This window comes from Hymenobacter negativus (genome assembly GCF_017571495.1).
GTDB classification, from domain to species: Bacteria; Bacteroidota; Bacteroidia; order Cytophagales; family Hymenobacteraceae; genus Hymenobacter; species Hymenobacter negativus.
On record NZ_JAGETZ010000002.1, the window covers coordinates 195,711 to 213,739 of the forward strand.

Here is an 18,029-nt window from a genome sequence, read left to right on the forward strand (position 1 = left end):
GGAATGAATGAAACCGACGCTGGAGCGTCGTTGTCTGACTGTTTTTTATGTCTGCCTCTTCTTCTGAGTTACCCATCATCAGGGGCGATGCGCTGGATTTTTACCTGGCGCAGGGCTACTACCGGATGCAGCAGGACCTGTTTACCTGCCAGTTTGTACCCTTCGCCGGCCGCCCCTACACCGCCCACTGGCTACGCCTGACGCTGGCCCGCGTGCAATGGGGTCCCGAGCAGCGCCGCCTGCTGCGCCGCAATGCCCGGTTCGCCGCCACGGTGCGGCCTTTTCGCCCTACCGATGAATACGAGGAGCTATACGCCCGCTACCGCGACGCCATCACCTTCGACGCCGCGCCAACCATTGATGACGTTTTATTGGGCGGTGAGGCGCACAGCGTATTCAACACCTACGTCATCGAGCTGCGCGACAATGGACAGCTGATAGCGGCTGGTATTTTCGACCTTGGCGAACGTACCCTGGCGGGCATTCTCAATTTCTACGACCCCACCTACCATAAATTCAGCCTTGGCAAGTACCTCATGCTGTTGAAAATGGACTACGGGCGCCGGCTCCGGCTCGACTACTATTACCCCGGCTACCTTGTGCACAACTACCCCAAGTTCGATTACAAGCTGTTTGCCTGCGTTGCAGCTACGGAGGTATTCGATAGCATCAGGGGACGTTGGCAACCTTTCTCCTGGGAGGCAGTGGACGCCCACTCAGCCGAACTATTTGCCGATTGGTTGCCGGAAAGCCTGCGCAATATTGAGGAATAGCATTCGCTTATTCCTTGCTACTGGCAAATACTTCTAAATTCCGAAACCCGCAACTCGTTTCACGTGAAACTGGCTGCGGGTTTTTGATTGTGTAATTTTGTAGCTGTGGAAAATTCTATTGGTTCTTTCTTAGTAGACGATGCCTTTCGAATCACCGGCCGCGGATGGGTGCTGACCGGTGCAGTAAAAGGTCAGATTGAAATCGGTTATCGCCTAGATTTTGGCAGTGAGGTGGTCCTGCATGTTAGCGGGGTTGAGATGCTTCGGAAATTCAACACGGACAATTTCGGTTTGCTGATTTCCAATCAATTCAAACTCCGGCAAGAGCTGATTGATTTAAATATTATCGGGGCTACGGCTCAAATTCTACAATAACGTGCAGCTGGGCACAATTCACCCGACCTTATCTGTTACCGACATCTAAGCAACTTTATACCATGTTTCAAACCTCCGAATACGACGTCATTGTAGTGGGCGCGGGCCACGCTGGCTGCGAAGCCGCTGCGGCAGCTGCTAACCTCGGCTCGAAAGTGCTGCTGGTGACGATGAACATGAACACCATCGCCCAGATGTCGTGCAACCCCGCCATGGGCGGCGTGGCCAAGGGCCAGATTGTGCGCGAAATCGACGCGCTGGGTGGCCAGTCGGGCATCATCACTGACCAAACCATGATTCAGTTTCGGATGCTGAACCGCTCTAAAGGTCCCGCCATGTGGAGCCCGCGCGCGCAAAGTGACCGCATGCGCTTTGCCGAAGCCTGGCGCCTGACGCTGGAAAGCATCGCCAACGTAGACTTTTGGCAGGAAGCCGTGACCGGCATCGTGGTGGAAAACGATACCGTGGTAGGCGTGAAAACGGCCCTTGGCATCGAGTTCCGCGGCAAGTCGGTGGTGCTCACGAATGGCACGTTCCTAAACGGCCTTATTCACATCGGCGAGAAGAATTTTGGTGGGGGCCGGGCGGCCGAGAAGGGCAGCCGCGGCATTACCGAGCAGTTGGTGGAGTTGGGCTTTGAAGCCGGCCGCATGAAAACCGGCACTCCGCCTCGTGTGGACGGCCGCAGCCTCGACTACTCCAAGATGGAAGCGCAGGGCGGCGATGAAGTGCCCAGTAAATTCTCCTACCTCGATACGCCGCGCCTCACGCAACAGCGCCCCTGCTACATCACCTACACCAACGAGCGGGTGCACGACATCCTGCGCGAGGGATTCGAGAAATCGCCCATGTTCCAGGGCCGCATCAAGGGCTTGGGACCGCGCTACTGCCCCAGCGTGGAGGACAAAATCAACCGCTTTGCCGATAAGGACCGCCACCAGATTTTTGTGGAGCCCGAAGGTTGGAGCACTGTGGAATGTTACGTGAACGGCTTCAGCAGCTCGCTGCCGGAGGACGTGCAATATCGCGCCCTGCGCGAAATTGAGGGCTTTGAGAACGCCAAGATGTTCCGCCCCGGCTACGCCATCGAGTACGATTTTTTCCCGCCGACCCAGCTTGCCCTCACGCTCGAAACCAAGCTGATTGCGGGCCTCTATTTCGCGGGCCAAATCAATGGCACGACGGGCTATGAGGAAGCCGCCTGCCAGGGCCTGATGGCTGGTATCAACGCGCACAACAAGGTGCACGGCAAAGCGCCGTTTGTGTTGAAAAGGAGCGAGGCATACATCGGGGTGCTCATCGACGACCTGGTGAACAAAGGCACCGACGAGCCCTACCGCATGTTCACGAGCCGCGCCGAGCATCGCATTCTGCTGCGCCAGGATAACGCCGACCTGCGCCTCACGCCGCTGGGCCACGAGTTGGGTCTGGCCTCGGATGAGCGTTTGGAGCGGGTGCGAATGAAGGAAGCCCAGACGGCCGAAGTTGGTGTGCTGTTCCAGAAGTTCGCCATCGAACCAGCCGAAATCAACCCGCTGCTGGTGGAGTTGGGCTCGGCCGAAATCCACGAAAAAACGCGTGCTGTAAATCTGCTGCGCCGCCCCAACGTGGACCTGGCTGACCTGCGCCGCACCCTGCCGGCGCTAGACGAAGCCCTCGCTGCCTTCGACGCCGAAGCGCTCGAGCAAGCCATCATCAACATCAAATACGAAACCTACCTGCTCAAGGAGCAGCAGCAGGCCGAGCGCATGCAGGAGTTGGAGAACTTCGTCATCCAGGGCCGGCTCGACTACCGCGCCATGCCAGCCCTCAGCCACGAAGCGCGCGAAAAACTCCTGCGCATTCAGCCCGAAACCATTGGGCAAGCCTCACGCATCAGTGGCATCTCGCCGGCGGATGTGTCGGTACTGATGGTGTATCTAGGTCGTTAGGAAGTAGCACAGACTTTCAGTCCAAGAGTGGTCCGTGTCAACGGTTAGCGCACTCGTGAACTGAAAGTCTGTGCTACCTAACTTTGCCGGGCTACCCAATACGCCGTGCCGCATCCATTTCGGCTGGCTTTCGCTATTCAGAAGATTCTGTGTCGTACGAACGTTTAGATAATTGCCCGGTTTGCGGCAAATCCGAGTTTCGCAACAAGCTGGTGGTGGAAGACCGGACGGTGAGCCACGAAAGCTTCGCCATTGTGCAGTGCGCAACGTGTAGTTTTCAGTTTACCAACCCGCGGCCCAATGAGGCTGAAATTGGCAAGTATTATGAGTCCGATGCCTATGTGTCGCACAACAGCGCAGCGGCGGGACTGGTAAATCAGGCCTACAAGGTGGCGCGGTTTTTTACCATGCGCCGCAAAGTGAGCTTGCTGAATAAGCTTGCGCCGCGCCGGGGTAAATTGCTGGATTACGGCTGCGGCACGGGGCATTTTCTGGCAGCGGCCAAAGCAGCCCGCTGGCAGGTGGCCGGGCTGGAACCCAACGCCCGCGCCCGCGACGAAGCCAGCAAGCGCCTAGGGCAGCCCATCGGGCAGGAAAGTCTGGCGCAGTTTCAGCCTGGCACATTCGATGCGATTACGCTCTGGCACGTGCTCGAACACGTGCACACGCTCAATGAAACCCTGGCCCAGTTGGTGGCTTTGCTGAAGCCAGACGGCGTGATTCTGATTGCCGTGCCCAACGTGGAAAGCCTCGATGCTCAGCACTACCGCGAGTTGTGGGCCGCCTACGACGTGCCGCGCCACCTCTACCACTTTGCCCCCAAAACCATGGCCCAGCTGCTGAAAAAGCACAAGCTGGCCATTCGCCAAACGCTGCCCATGCCGCTTGATGCCTATTATGTGAGCATGCTCAGCGAGAAGCACAAGGCCGAGCGGGCCGGCGGTCTGCTCACGGTGCTGAAGGCCGGCTACAAGTCGAACCAATATGCTGCCGAGCACGGCGGCCAGTATTCGAGCCTGCTGTACGTGGCCGGGCGGCGTACGCCAGCGGCCTGATGCGGCGGGCGGCGCCCTGGCAACTGGTAGTAGCCGTGAGCGTGCTCGCGGCCACTTCCCGTGCCCAAACCGTGCCCCCGCCGGCCGCGCCCGCTGCTGCGCCCCAGCCTGATTCCGCCAAAACTGCGCAGCCGACCTTTGTGGTCGATACCACCCGGCGCGTTGTGGTCGTTACCACCACCGAGCCGACCGATGCCGTGACGCGCCGCACGGGGCTGCGCATTGGGGTGGTCATTGTTGTTCTTACCCTTACCACGCTGCTTCTGTATAATGTCCGTTCGCGCTGAATTGCTGGCTTTGCTGGCGCTGGTTGCCTTGCTTGAAAGCTGCGCCGCCGTGGCCCCACCCCTGGGCGGCCCGCGCGACCGTACGCCGCCGCGCCGCATTAGCAGCTCGCCCGATAGTGCGGCGCGCAACGTGAGCCTGCAGCTAATCCGGCTCACCTTTTCGGAGCCCGTCGTGACCAAAGACCTGAGCAAAAACCTGCTTATCACTCCGCAACTGCCGGCCGATAATCCATACAAGCTGCGCGAAGACCGTAACTCCATCAGCCTGCTTTTCGATAAGCCCCTCGACCCCAATACTACCTACACTTTTAATTTCCGCGACGGCGTGGTGGACATCACCGAGGCCCTGCCGGCCAAGAATGCTCGCCTCACTTTCAGTACCGGCGCCGTGCTTGATTCGGGTAAAGTGAGCGGCGCCCTCACCGATGTGCTTTCGCAACGACCGGTGGCCGAGGCCAGCATCGGCCTCTACCGCGAGGGCGACACGCTGGGCGTGCGCAAGGGCCGCCCGTACTACACCGTACTCACCGATAAGGATGGTAAATTCAGTCTCAACTTCCTCAAGGATGGCCGCTACAACCTTTACGCTGTGGCCGACAAAAACAACAACGGCCGCTATGACGAAGGCGAAAAAATAGCCTACCTGCCCGAGCCCATCACTATTGCGGGCAGCAGCAGCGCACCCTTCACTCTTATCCTCACGCAGCCCGATAAGCGCCCGCCGCTGCTCACCACCCGCACGCCCAGCCCCACGCAGCTGCGTCTGGCTTTCAACGAAGGCTTACGCACCGCCGTGCTGGCTCCCCTGGGCACCGCTACTACCCCCGCCGCCGTGGCCGAAGCCGTGCAGCTAGAGGAGCGAGGCCGCACCGTAGTGGTATTTAAAACGCCCGAAGTAGGCGATGGCCGCTATCTTCTCACTGCTACTGACAGCACCGGCAATGTGGCTCACGACACACTCAACGTCAAGTTTCCGGTGCCACCCGCCACGGCCAAAAAAACCATCAATCCACCCCTCTACTCCGTGGAGGGCAGTCCGCGGGCCGTATTTCCCGAAGGCCAGGTGAAATTCACTTTCAATGTGCCCGTCCGCGTAGCCAAAGACCGGCCTTTTGGCACGCTCATCGAGGATTCCGTGAAGCATCGCCCCCTGCGCCTGCCCGCCGATGGCACCCTCGACGACAACCGAACCAAGCTGGCCGTTCGCTTCAACTCCAAGGCCAAAACCCGCATTGAAATCGCGCTCGACAGCACGGCTATTACCACCATCACTGGCCAGAACCTGCGCCTGAAACCGCTACGCCTCGGCATCAGCGAGCAAGACGTTTCGACCAGCCTCTCGGGCACCATCACCACCAAAGCAAAGAATTTCGAATTGCAGCTGCTCAGCGAAAAGTTCGACGTGATAGCCAGCTTGAATTCACCCAAAGGCAAGTACCTGTTTTCGGATATGCCGCCCGGCACCTACCGCCTGCGTGTCCTCATCGACGCCGACGGCGACGGCCATTGGCGCGGCGGCGACCCCAATCTCCTGCTTGCCCCGGAGCCCGTGTACCTCGACCCCCAACCCCAGAAAATTCGCGCCGGGTTTGATATTGAAAGGTCAATCAGCTTCTAAAAACCTGCATCACCTCTCATCCTGAGCTCGCGAAGAGCCTAGTTACGTTCGAACCGGTTGAATTAAGCAGCTACCACAGCAAGGATGCTAAGCATAGCGAAGCATCCTTGCTGTGGTGGTAATCAAACTTGATATTGTAGTCGTGCTCTGAATTATGGCCGAATTCTCCAAGCTTATTCCTGCATGGCTATTTGACACAAACTGCTCCAATGGTGATAAGGCCCTTCGCCATTTCAGGGTGATGGGCAGCGCGGCAAGCTGAGGTTCGCTTGTTCCTGACCATTTGCTAATATTCCTAGCATCATCTAAAAGCCGGGAATCATTCAGAAACGGTTCGGCTGGCCGTTGCATCTTCGTCTTTCTGCTACAGCCCGGTTTCCACACCTGTGGATTACTCCTTTCGTTTTCGGATTCAGCAATACGCCCAAATCTGCTCTTTTGTCCACATTAGTGGATAACTCAACGTTATTTCCAGTTGCTGAGGCTAGTTTTTCGGGTTATTCCACCGCTTTTCCACGAGGTTTTCCACATCGGTTTCGGCATGAGGATGATTTAGGGGATAACCCGGGGGAAACATGAGCAGTACCCGGGGATAAATGGGGTAGAAGTTTTTTTGGCAAACCCACAGCCTGCACAGGGGAAAATAGGCGGGGATAAGCGGGGATAACTTTCCCCCACCAAAACGCCTTCCCACACCGCCATTTTTTGTGGGGATAGAATAATGTGGAAACGTGGTGGACATGTTGAAAAGCGAATCATCAACTAGATAATCAGCGCTTTATTTTCCACAATGCCGGTGTATAGCGCGTGGATAAGACAACTATTTCCCCCACGTTATCCACGATGGGGATAACCTCCCGGGCTTTTCCACTTATCAACCGACCTAATGAGTGGAAACAAAAAGAGTTTTTATAGAAAAAAATTTAATCAAAAAATAAAAGTGGGGAAAACTGAAGGGGAAAAGCTTTTGTCCCAGCTCAGGGATTTGAGTCTTGGTCAAGTCTCCTCTTCAATTTGAATTGGCGCTTCAGGCTTTTCAGAATTCTGTTTAGCTAAACGCCTGCACTAAACTTTTGCATCGTCAGTAAGAATCCGGCGCAAAACGGGACTTATCCCTGCCGCTTTGTGGAAAAGTGCGTAAAAAGGTCGTTTCTGCTTTTTCGCTCGCCAAAATGCCATTCGATTATACCCTCGATTTCCAGACCACGGATTTCCGCCAGCACCCTGAACTCTACCGCGTGGGGCGAGGCGAGCAGGGCGTGCTGCTCGTACAGCCCTACAAGGGCGAGATTTTGCCTCACTGGCGCTTCAAAGACGCTGTAGCGGCCCGGGAGTCGTCGGAGACGATTTACGGCCTGTTTGAAGCATATTTGAAGGCCCATGATTTTGTGGGTGCCGATATGGCCCGGAAATTTATTCAAATGGGCTTCACCCGGGCTCGGCGCTATGCCAACCACGCCGGTGGCAAGAAGTACGCCGGCCCCGTGCCCGACGACAAGAAAGGCCAAAGCGGCGCGCACGGCCGAGCCGAATTGCCACGTAATCCCCACCCCGATGTGGATAAAGTAGAAGCCGCCGCTATTTTCAAGCGCAAGTGGGACGAGGCCAAAGGGAACCCGGAGTACGTGCGGCAGAAGGAAGCATTTGTGGAAAAATATGGGAAATGAAAAGGTGCTTGGTGCCTGGTTGTTGGTAGGTGCATTATTGCCACTCGAAAACACGCTGAGTCCAAGCATCAAGCACCAACAACCAAGCACCAACCCTACCTTTGCTTACTACCCTTTTCCCCAACCCCATGAGCACCCCCCAACCCTCCAGCATAGAGGAAAACGAAATCATTCTGGGCACCGGCATGGGCCCGCTGCGCTTTGGCGCAACCATGGACGAAGTAAGAACCCTCGTGGGCGAGCCCGAGGAGATTGAAGAGTCGGACGATGACGACGACTTCGAGCATCAGGCCTGGAACTACCACGAGGAAGATTACCTGCTCTCGCTCTATTTTGACCGGGAGGACGACTTCCGCCTGAGCTGCATCGAAACCGATAACCCCAACATGCGCCTCTTCGGCGAAGCTATTTACGGCCTGGGCGTGGACCAGGTGAAGGCCATCATGGCCCGCCACAACCAGCCCACGCCTGAGCTCGAAACGATGGAAGAAGGCGCGGTCCGGTTGTCCTATGAGAAGTCAATGATTGACTTATACTTTGAAGAAGGCGAGCTGCAATTCGTCAATTTTGGCGTGTTCATCAACGATGACATGGAAGTACAGTGGCCGAAATAAGTCGGAGTTTATCCACATTTCGCTGTGTTTTCGCTGTGGATAAGTGGATAAGTAAGTGAAATAGGGGGTATTATCCCCGCTTTTGGATAAGCCCCCAAAATGGGAAGCTCATTCCAAATTTGGCTATCAACAAAAAAGGCTGCCCGTTATCGGGCAGCCTTTTTTGTGTTTTGGTTGGTTCAGCTTTGCTAGCCAAGCACGGTGCGGAACAAGAGGAATAGCAGACCTGATAGCACCATTGTGACGGGCAGCGTGAGCACCCAGGCCAGCGCGATGTTGCGCACCATGCCGGGGTTGATGTTCTTCACGCCGCGGCTGGCCACCATACTGCCTGCGATGGACGAGGTGAGGACGTGCGTAGTAGACGAGGGCAGACCAAACTGCGTGCTCATGCCAATCATGGCCGCTGCCACCAACTCCGAGCTAGCGCCCTGAGCATAGCTCAGATGCTCTTTGCCGATGCGCTCGCCAATGGTTTTAACGATGCGCTGCCAGCCAATCATCGTGCCCACGGCCAGCGAGAGGCTCACCATCAGCAACACCCACCAAGGAGCGTAGTCGGTGAAGGTTTTCATCTCCTTGGTGGCATCGTCGTATGATTTACGGTCGGCAGTGCTCAGGCTCACTTTCTCGGAGCCGAGGAGTTTTTTGGCGCGGTTGGTGAGCAGCAGCACATCGCGGCGGATTTCGAAGCGGGTTTGCGGGGGCAGCTGTTTGATGTCGGTTTTGCCTTCGAAAATGCGGTCTAGGTCGGCGGTTTCGGCCTTGATTTCGGTCAGGCTTTGCTGGTCGTTGGGGCTGAGCTCGGCGGGGTTGATGCGGCCCATCACGTATTCCACTTTGGTCAGCGACTCGCGCAGGTCGAGCGGATTTTTGGTTTCATCCAACGCGAAACGGAAGGGCACAATACCAATCAGAATCAGCATCACGAGGCCCACGCCCTTCTGGCCGTCGTTCGAGCCGTGGAAGAAGCTAACCAGTGTACAAGTGGTAATGAGGGTGAGGCGAATCCAGAGGGGTGGGGGCTTGCGCTTGTGCGGCTCTTTAAAAATAGCCTTGCTGGGCACGAAGCGCTTAAACAGGAACATCATGCCAATGGTGAGCGCGAAGCCCAGCAGCGGCCCTACCAGCAGCGCGATACCGGTTTCGCCAGCCTTGCTCCAGTTCACGGCCGCGCCCTTGGAGCCCGGCAGCAGCGAGAAGGCAATCCCCACACCCAGAATCGAGCCGATGAGAGCGTGTGAGCTGGACGCCGGAATGCCGTAGTACCAGGTGCCCACGTTCCAGATGATGGCGGCTAGGATGAGTGCGCCCACCATGGCAATACCGTGGTACACGTTCTGGTCGACCAGCGTTTCGACGGGCAGCAGGTAGATAATGCCCATAGCCACCCCGATGCCGCCGGCAAACACGCCGATGAAATTCCAAAAAGCCGACCAGATAACGGCTACCCAGGGCCGTAGCGCGTTGGTGTAAATAACAGTGGCCACGGCGTTAGCCGTGTCGTGGAAGCCATTCACGAACTCGAACGCGCAGGCCGCCAGCAGGCAGATGCCGAGAAGTAGGAGTACGTGAGGTTCTAAACCAAACATAAAAAGCAGTTTTGTGGGAAATTGATTGAAATCATGGGTCAAAGGTAGGCAGGTTGCTCTCTGACGCTATGTTACCGAATTGTGACGCTGGTCGTAAGTACAGGTAAAAGAACGTCATGCAAAGGGAACGGTCACGCTGGGTAAAAGGAACGGTCAGGCTGAGCGCAGCCGAAGCATCCCTACTGCGTAAGTAATCCAACCGGAAGAGTTTACTATTGCAGTAGGGATGCTTCGGCTGCGCTCAGCCTGACCGTTCATTATGGTTGTGCTATTAGTTGTGCAGCGAGGTGCTGAATTTTGCGCCTTCTACGCAGTTGTTTCAGCTTGAGCCGCATCGGCCTACTTTTGTGGCCATGAACCCAGCACTCGAAACCACCCAGCTCAAGGATATAGTGGCCCACGCCAAGGAATACGGCTTCGTATTTCAATCATCGGAAATCTACGACGGCCTAGCCGCCGTGTACGACTACGGCCCCAACGGCGTGGAGCTGAAAAACAACCTCAAGCGCCTCTGGTGGGACGCCATGACCCAGCTGCACGGCAACGTGGTGGGCCTCGACGCCGCCATTTTTATGGACCCCCGCACCTGGGAAGCCAGCGGCCACATCGCCGGCTTCAACGACCCGCTGATTGACAACCTCGACAGCAAAAAGCGCTACCGGGCCGACGTGCTGCTCGAAGAAAAAGCTGCCGAATACGAAAACGCCGGCGACCCCGCCCGCGGTGCCGCGCTCAACGCCGAAATGGGCCGCCTGCTCACCGCCAACGACCTAGCCGGCGTACGCCAGCTCATCATCGACGAGAAAATCAAGTGCCCGGTATCCGGCACCGGCAACTGGACGGAGGTACGCCAGTTTAATCTGATGTTTTCGACCCAGGGCTCGGCCGTGGATTCGGATGCGCCGCCCGTGTATCTGCGCCCTGAAACGGCCCAGGGTATTTTCGTGAACTTTCTGAATGTGCAGAAGTCGGCCCGCATGAAGATTCCATTTGGTATCGCGCAAATCGGCAAGGCCTTCCGGAACGAGATTGTGGCCCGGCAATTCATATTCCGCATGCGGGAATTTGAGCAGATGGAGATGCAGTTCTTTGTGCGCCCCGGCACCGAAGGCGAGTGGTACGACACCTGGAAAGCCGCCCGCCGCAAGTTTCACGAGGCTATCGGCCTGCCGGCCGAAAAGCTGCGTTTCCATGACCACGACAAGCTGGCCCACTACGCCAAAGCGGCTGTGGATATCGAGTTTGAATTCCCCTTCGGCTTCAAAGAAATCGAAGGCATCCACTCGCGCTCTGACTTCGACCTGACCCAGCACCAAAACCTGAGTCGCAAAAAGCAGCAGTACTTCGACGCCGACATCGACCCCGCCACCGGCAAGGCCTACGGCAACTACGTGCCCTTCGTGGTAGAAACCTCGGTGGGGGCCGACCGCCTGTTCCTGGCCACGCTCTGCAACGCCTACCAAGAAGAAACCATCACGGAAGGGGAGGGCGACGCCCAGCAAACTAAAACCCGCACTTTCCTGAAGCTACACCCCGCCGTGGCCCCGGTGAAAGCCGCCATTTTCCCGCTTGTCCGCAAAGACGGCATGCCCGAGAAGGCCCAGGAAATTTTCGATTCACTGAAATACGATTTCCGCCTGGTGATGGAAGAGCGCGACGCCATCGGCAAGCGCTATACCCGCCAGGACCTCATCGGCACACCGTTCTGCATTGTAGTCGATGGCCAGACCCTCGAAGACAACACCGTAACTGTGCGCCACCGCGACACGCGCGAACAAACCCGCATGCCCATTTCGGAGCTCCGCAGCTACATTGGCGAAGCTGTAAGTCCCCGTCGAATTTTCGAGCAATTGGGCTAAAAAAGTTCGTTTGAAAAAAAAGTTCATAAAAAGTTCATAGGAAGGTATAAAAGTCGGTCAATTCGGTAAGCTTATTGCTTATCGGATTGACCGACTTTTTTGGTTGAACCCCCAACCTTTATTATTCCACCTTCCACGTTTTATGAATTTAACCACTACTTCGTTGCAGCTTGGGCTTGTTCTAGCTTCGCTGCCGGCCTTGGCGGGTCCGCCTGCCGTGGTGGCGCCGGCTCCGGCCACCGCCATTGAGTTCGTTGCCAACCAACGGCAATGGGAAAAACCCGTTCTGTTTGCGGCCGATGTGCCTTCGGGCCGGCTGTTTCTGGAGCATGGGCGCTTGGTGCAGGCGCTGTACGACGGCAAACAGGTAGAGGAACTGCACCACAAAACGGCTGCACCGTCGGGTAAAGAGCGCATCCGGGCGCATGCTTATTCCACCACGTTTGTGGGAGCGAATATGGCAGCGACCGTAAATGGCGAGGCGCAGCTACCTGGTCTCAGTAACTACTTTCTGGGTAATGACGAGAGCCGCTGGGCCAGCAATGTGCCCGGCTACGGCGAGGTGCGTTACAAGGCCCTTTACCCAGGCATCGACCTGCATTTTTACAGCAAAGAGCGGGTGCTGGAATATGATTTCGAAGTAGCTGCCGGAGCCGACGCCAAGCGTATTGCTCTTCGCTACGCTGGTCAGACCAAGCTGAGTGTAGTAAATGGTGCCCTGCACATCGGGACCAGCGTAGGCACCGTGGTTGAGCAGCGTCCTTACGCCTACCAACTCGTGGACGGCAAGCGGCAGCGCGTGACTTGCGAATATGCTCTGGGTGCCGGCAATACCGTGAAATTCTCGCTGCCGCAGGACTATAACCACGCCCTGCCACTCGTCATCGACCCCGTGCTGGTGTATTCGAGCTTCAGCGGCTCATCGGCGAGTAACTACGGCTATACCGCTACCTACGACTCGCTGGGCAACCTGTATGCGGGCGGCGTGGTGTTTTCGCTGGGCTTCCCCACCACGGTGGGGGCGTACAGCGCTATTTTCCGGGGTAGCCAGGACATTGGCATCATCAAGTATAATCCTTCGGCGGCGACTGGTCCGGCCAGTCGTCTGTATGCTACTTATATCGGAGGTAATTCCGATGACCACCCCCACAGCTTGGTAGTGGACGGCGCCAATAACCTGGTTATTTTGGGTTCGACTAGCTCCTCTGACTATCCAACTTCGACCACGGGGTATGACCGTGTTATCGGCGGTACTTCCGACATTATTCTGAGCAAGCTGAACTCGACAGGTTCCACGCTGCTGGGCTCCACGTTCCTGGGGGGGAGTGCGGCCGATGGCCAGGTAACCGGCGCGCTGAACCACAACTATGGCGACAGCTACCGTGGCGACGTGACTACTGACCGCCTGAACAACATCTACATTGCTTCCATCACGCAATCGACCAACTTTCCTACCACGTCGCAAGCCTTCCAGCGCACCTCAGGTGGGGGCGCCTCCGATGCTGTGGTAGCCAAGCTCAACCCCGGCCTGACGTCCCTATTATGGAGCAACTACTTGGGTGGCTCGAGCACCGATGCCGGCTACTCGATTCAGCTAGACAGCGTAAACAACGTGTTTGTGGGTGGTGGCACGGTGAGCGGGGACTTCCCAGGCCGCATTGGGGGCTTCAGGTCCCTCTATTCCGGAGGCACGGCCGATGGTTTTGTTTCCCGTATTTCGGCCAACGGCGACGATTTGGCGCAAAGTACCTACCTCGGCACCAGCAGCTACGACCAGACCTATTTCGTGCAGCTCAATAAGCGCGGCGAAGTGTATGCCTACGGACAGACCGACGGCGTGTACCCCATCACCACTGGTCTGTATGGCAATCCAAACAGCCGTCAGTTTATTCAGAAGCTGAATTCCCGGTTGAGTGCGGGCATATACTCTACGGTTATTGGCAACGGTACGGCGGGCCAGATTTCGCCCACGGCGTTTCTGGTAGATAACTGCGGACAGATTGTGATTTCGGGCTGGGGCGGCAACAACGCCGGTATGCCTGTGACGCCTAATGCCATTCAGAGCACGGGTGGTTCGAGTAGCTTTGGCTACTTCTACATCGCACAGCTGTCGGGCGATGCCCAGAATCTGGTGTACGCTACGTTCTTCGGCAATGGCTCGGCCCACGTCGACGGCGGCACCTCGCGCTTCGACAAGCGCGGCGTTATTTACCAGTCGATGTGCGTAGGCTCGGGCGTGCTGCCCACCACGCCCAACGCTTGGTCGCCGACCAATGGCTCGAGCTGGAACAATGCCGCCTTCAAAATCGACGTGTTGCAGCTGACAGCTAATTTCGTTCCCACGATTTCGCCCAGCACTACCATCCGTCAGGCCAATCTGTGCGCCCCGGCCACGTTCTATTTCAACCGACCAAACTCGGCGGGCACCAGTACACTCTGGAATTTCGGCAACGGCCAGACTTCGACCCAGGCCAACAACGCCACTACCACCTACACTACGCCCGGCAAATACGCCGTGCGCCTCACGGTATTCGACACTAACAACTGCTTGCAGAGCGTATCGTCCGTCGATACCGTGACGGTGTACGCTGTGCCGCAGCCCCGCGTAGCCGCCAGCTCGCGTCAAACCATCTGCGTGGGCTCGTCAGTTACCCTGTCAGCCACCAACCAGGCCACGGCTACTCCCAACGTAACCTACACCTGGACTGCTCCTGGGCAGCCCGCCCGCACTGGGCCCAGCATTACCGTTAGCCCTACTACGACTACCAAATACACCATCACGATTTCCACTCCACTCAATGTGGGAGGCTGCTCAGCTACCGATACTGTGACGGTGAAGGTGATTCCCCGCCTTACTGTATCGGCTGGCCCAGCCCGTACTATTTGCGCTGGTACGCCCACTACCTTGACTGTAGCTGATTTCGGCACGGGCTCGACCTACACTTGGACGGCCCCTGGTCAGCCCACGCTCACCGGCCGGACCGTAACGGTAAGCCCCACCACCAATGTGCGCTACCTGGTGCGTGTGGTGAACCCCACAGGTTGCCTGGGCCGCGACTCGGTGCAGTTTACAATTCCCACGCCTCCCGTACTGGCTGCTACCGCCAGCACTCCTAACCTTGTGGGCAAACCGGTAACCTTCGTGAATACCACGACTGGGGCCACTAGCTACCGCTGGGATTTTGGCGATAACACGCCTACGAGCACCGAGGTAAACCCCACGCACGTATACACAGCTCCCAGCGCTACCACGCCCTATCAGGCCCGCCTGACAGCTATCTATGGCCCCAACTGTGAGGCATCGCTCATCGTGCCCGTGCCTGTGCGCGGCTTCGATAATCCCAACATCATTACCCCCAACGGCGACAAGCTCAACGACACTTTCCGTCCTTTCGTGACCACTGAAAAAGTGAACATCCAGATTTTCAACCGCTGGGGTCGCCTGGTGTATGAGCAGAAGGATTATGCTGGCACCTGGGGCGATGAAACGACGCCGGTCGGCCTCTACTATTATCGCCTCGACGGCGCCAGCGGCGAAAGCTGGAAAGGCTGGCTCGAAGTGGTGAAATAATCCTTTCTACGTTTCCCTGATTGCCTTACCGCTCCCGGTCTACCACCGGGAGCGGTTTTGTTTTTGGGCGTAGTCGGTGTGCCTGAAACGCGCCCGCGCCGCGCTTACGTAACTTTGCCTCTTTACAAGGATTTTATGTGGGAAAAGCTCGCCGTATTCATCATCCGCTTTCGCCTGTCGCTGGTAGCGCTGCTGGCTGCCATCACCGTGTTCATGGCCTACAAGGCCAAGGATGTGGAAATGACCTACGACTTCGCCCAGGTGGTGAGCGAGCAGGACCCGGACATGATTTACTTCAAACAGTTCAAACAGCGGTTTGGAGAGGATGGCAACGTGCTGGTTATCGGCCTGCAGGACAGCTCTATCTACAAGCTGGGCAACTTCAACGAGTTCCGGCAACTCACCGATACGCTGGCCAAAGTGCAGGGTGTGAACGGTGTGCTGAGCGTGAGTAAGCTGCTCAACATCAGCAAAGACACGGCGAATAATAGCTTTAAAGCTGCCCCCATCTTCAAGGCGCCACCCCGTAGCCAGAAGGAATTGGACAGCCTGATGCGCGTCGTCAACAGCGTTGAGTTCTACAAGGGGCAACTAATCAGCCCAAATACCGGGGCCACGCTGCTGGCCCTCACCATGGACCCGAAGTACCTGAACTCCTCGAAGCGCCAAGCGGTAATGAACAACATCCTGGGCTTCGCCGGGCAGTTTGAGAAGAAAACGGGCATCAAGCTGCACTACGCCGGCCTGCCCTACGTGCGCTCTACGATGACAAGCAAAGTGGCCGGGGAGATGAAATTCTTCACCATTCTGGCTATGATTGTGACCGGCATCACGCTGTTGGTGTTCTTCCGCACGTGGTCGGCGGTGGTGTTTCCGCTCATTGTGGTGGGCGTCACGGTCATCTGGTGCATCGGCTCGATTGTGCTGCTAGGCTTCAAAATCAACCTGCTTACGGGTTTGATTCCCAGTATCATCATCGTAATCGGCATCCCGAATTGCACCTACCTGCTCTCGCGCTACCACTACGACTACCGCAAGTCGGGCAACCAGATGCTGGCCATGACGCGGGTAATCCGCAAAATCGGCCTCGTCACGCTCATGAACAACACGACCACGGCCGTGGGCTTCATTGTGTTTGCCTTCACCGATATTGCCATTCTCTACCAGTTCGGTCTGGTGGCCACCATCAACATTTTTGCGGCTTTCATCATCAGCTTCATTCTGATTCCGGCCGCCTTCACCTACCTGCCGCCGCCCACGCCCAAGCAACTGGAGCACCTCGACGCCGCGCCCCTCACCAAGCTGCTGGAGTTCTTCGACCACCTCGTGCTCGACCGCCGGCCCACCGTCTACATCGCCGCGCTGGTGATGGTGGCGGGTGCTGCCATCGGCATTTCGCGCATCGATGCTGTGTCGTACATGGTGGATGATTTGCCCAAGAAAAGCTCAGTTAATTCTGACTTGGCCTTCTTCGAAAGCCATTTCAATGGCGTGATGCCGCTGGAATTTGAAGTCGACACCCACAAGAAAAAGGGTTTGCTGAAGCTCAAGAATCTGGAGAAAATCGACCAGTTCGAGAAGTTCCTGCGGACCCAGCCGGAGCTGTCGCCGCCCGTTAGCTTGGTTACCTTCTTGAAGGCCAGTACCCAGGCTTTCTACAACGGTGACCCTAAATTTTTTCGTCTGCCGGATAACTCCGAGAAGAATTTCATTCTCAGTGCCTTGGCCAACTCTAAAAGCGCGGCGGCCGGGGCAGGCATGAACAGCAAGCTCCTCCGCTCCTTTGCGGATAGCACCGGCCAGAAGGCCCGCATCAGCCTGAAAATTGCCGACATAGGTTCCCAGAACCTGGACACGCTGATGAATACGAAAATTATCCCGGAGATGAACCGCATCTTCAAAGGGACGGGCATGGATATTCGCCCTACGGGCACGACCATCATCTTCACCAAGGGCAATGAATACGTCATTCACACCCTGCGCGACAGCCTGTTTATGGCCTTTGGGCTAGTGGGTTTGGTAGTGCTATTCCTGTTCCGCTCGTTCAAAACGGTGCTTTTTGCGCTTATCCCCAATGCCGTCACACTTATCCTCACGGCCGGCATCATGGGCTATTTCAACATCGCGCTCAAGCCCAGTACGGCCCTGATTTTCGTGATTGCGCTGGGTATCGACGGGGACAACTCCATTCACCTGCTGGCCAAATTCCGGCAGGAAATGGCCCTGAACGGCGGGCGGGTGCGCGAAGCTGTATCGGTGACGCTGAGTGAGGCCGGTACCAGCATGATTTACACCAGCATCGTGTTGTTCGTGGGTTTCAGCATCTTCGCCTTCAGCGAATTTGGCGGCACTAAGGCCTTGGGAATGCTCATGTCGGCTTCGTTGTTGATAACAAACTTCTCCAACCTCATTCTGTTGCCTTCGCTCCTCGTGACGTTCGAGCACGGCAAGGGCGGCGATATGGACAAAAACGCCCTTATTCGGCATTACGACGAGTCATATCACGAGGAGGACGATGACGCCGATTTGAACTTGAAAGAAATGCACAAAGCCGCTGACTACGAAGGCGACTACACCATCTAGAACGAAGCTTACCAAAATAGCACGTCATGCTGAGCGCAGCAGTAATCAAACCGATTGCAACGATGCGAGCGAGATGCTTCGGCTGCGCTCAGCATGACGTTCTA

12 protein-coding genes are annotated in these 18,029 nt (G+C 56.8%); 11 read left to right on the forward strand and 1 reads right to left on the reverse strand.

Translation table 11 applies throughout. From position 1 onward, the window contains the following. The first annotated feature begins 47 nt into the window (after positions 1 to 47). The 8 genes from J4E00_RS05035 (at position 48) to J4E00_RS05070 (ending at position 8,320) form a co-directional block, all read left to right on the forward strand. Positions 48 to 773, forward strand: a complete 726-nt coding sequence (locus J4E00_RS05035; protein WP_213017914.1) for an arginine-tRNA-protein transferase — start codon at positions 48 to 50, stop codon at positions 771 to 773. Positions 774 to 878: 105 nt separating this feature from the next. Next, positions 879 to 1,148 (forward strand): hypothetical protein, encoded by a 270-nt coding sequence (locus tag J4E00_RS05040; protein WP_208173938.1) that lies wholly within the window; start codon positions 879 to 881, stop codon positions 1,146 to 1,148. Positions 1,149 to 1,210: 62 nt separating this feature from the next. Continuing rightward, positions 1,211 to 3,079, forward strand: a complete 1,869-nt coding sequence (gene mnmG / locus J4E00_RS05045) for a tRNA uridine-5-carboxymethylaminomethyl(34) synthesis enzyme MnmG (RefSeq protein ID WP_208173939.1) — start codon at positions 1,211 to 1,213, stop codon at positions 3,077 to 3,079. A 149-nt stretch (positions 3,080 to 3,228) separates the two neighbouring features. After that, positions 3,229 to 4,134: a class I SAM-dependent methyltransferase gene (locus J4E00_RS05050; RefSeq protein WP_208173940.1), complete on the forward strand. Its 906-nt coding sequence runs from the start codon at positions 3,229 to 3,231 to the stop codon at positions 4,132 to 4,134. Beyond that, positions 4,134 to 4,421, forward strand: a complete 288-nt coding sequence (locus J4E00_RS05055; protein WP_208173941.1) for a hypothetical protein — start codon at positions 4,134 to 4,136, stop codon at positions 4,419 to 4,421. The genes J4E00_RS05050 and J4E00_RS05055 overlap by 1 nt, the downstream gene beginning before the upstream one ends. After that, entirely contained in the window at positions 4,405 to 6,039 is a 1,635-nt protein-coding gene (locus tag J4E00_RS05060) for an Ig-like domain-containing domain (protein WP_208173942.1), read from the forward strand. The genes J4E00_RS05055 and J4E00_RS05060 overlap by 17 nt, the downstream gene beginning before the upstream one ends. A gap of 1,172 nt (positions 6,040 to 7,211) precedes the next feature. Next, the gene (locus J4E00_RS05065) at positions 7,212 to 7,706 is read left to right on the forward strand and encodes a DUF4385 domain-containing protein (protein ID WP_208173943.1); all 495 of its coding nucleotides are present in this window, start codon (positions 7,212 to 7,214) and stop codon (positions 7,704 to 7,706) included. A 128-nt stretch (positions 7,707 to 7,834) separates the two neighbouring features. Further along, positions 7,835 to 8,320 (forward strand): hypothetical protein, encoded by a 486-nt coding sequence (locus tag J4E00_RS05070; protein ID WP_213017916.1) that lies wholly within the window; start codon positions 7,835 to 7,837, stop codon positions 8,318 to 8,320. A gap of 188 nt (positions 8,321 to 8,508) precedes the next feature. Here the strand turns inward: J4E00_RS05070 and J4E00_RS05075 are convergent, their stop codons facing one another. After that, on the reverse strand, positions 8,509 to 9,912 hold the full coding sequence (locus J4E00_RS05075; RefSeq protein WP_208173944.1) for an inorganic phosphate transporter: 1,404 nt from the start codon (positions 9,910 to 9,912) through the stop codon (positions 8,509 to 8,511). 353 nt (positions 9,913 to 10,265) lie between these two features. On the opposite strand from J4E00_RS05075, the gene J4E00_RS05080 reads away from it, so the two are divergent. From J4E00_RS05080 to J4E00_RS05090, 3 genes are all read left to right on the forward strand, one after another. Beyond that, positions 10,266 to 11,771 (forward strand): glycine--tRNA ligase, encoded by a 1,506-nt coding sequence (locus J4E00_RS05080; RefSeq protein WP_208173945.1) that lies wholly within the window; start codon positions 10,266 to 10,268, stop codon positions 11,769 to 11,771. Positions 11,772 to 11,913: 142 nt separating this feature from the next. Continuing rightward, a complete protein-coding gene (locus J4E00_RS29975; RefSeq protein ID WP_208173946.1) occupies positions 11,914 to 15,342 on the forward strand; it encodes a PKD domain-containing protein in 3,429 nt (1,142 codons plus the stop codon). Between the two features lie 135 nt (positions 15,343 to 15,477). Further along, the gene (locus J4E00_RS05090) at positions 15,478 to 17,925 is read left to right on the forward strand and encodes an efflux RND transporter permease subunit (protein ID WP_208173947.1); all 2,448 of its coding nucleotides are present in this window, start codon (positions 15,478 to 15,480) and stop codon (positions 17,923 to 17,925) included. The last annotated feature ends 104 nt before the right edge of the window (positions 17,926 to 18,029 follow it).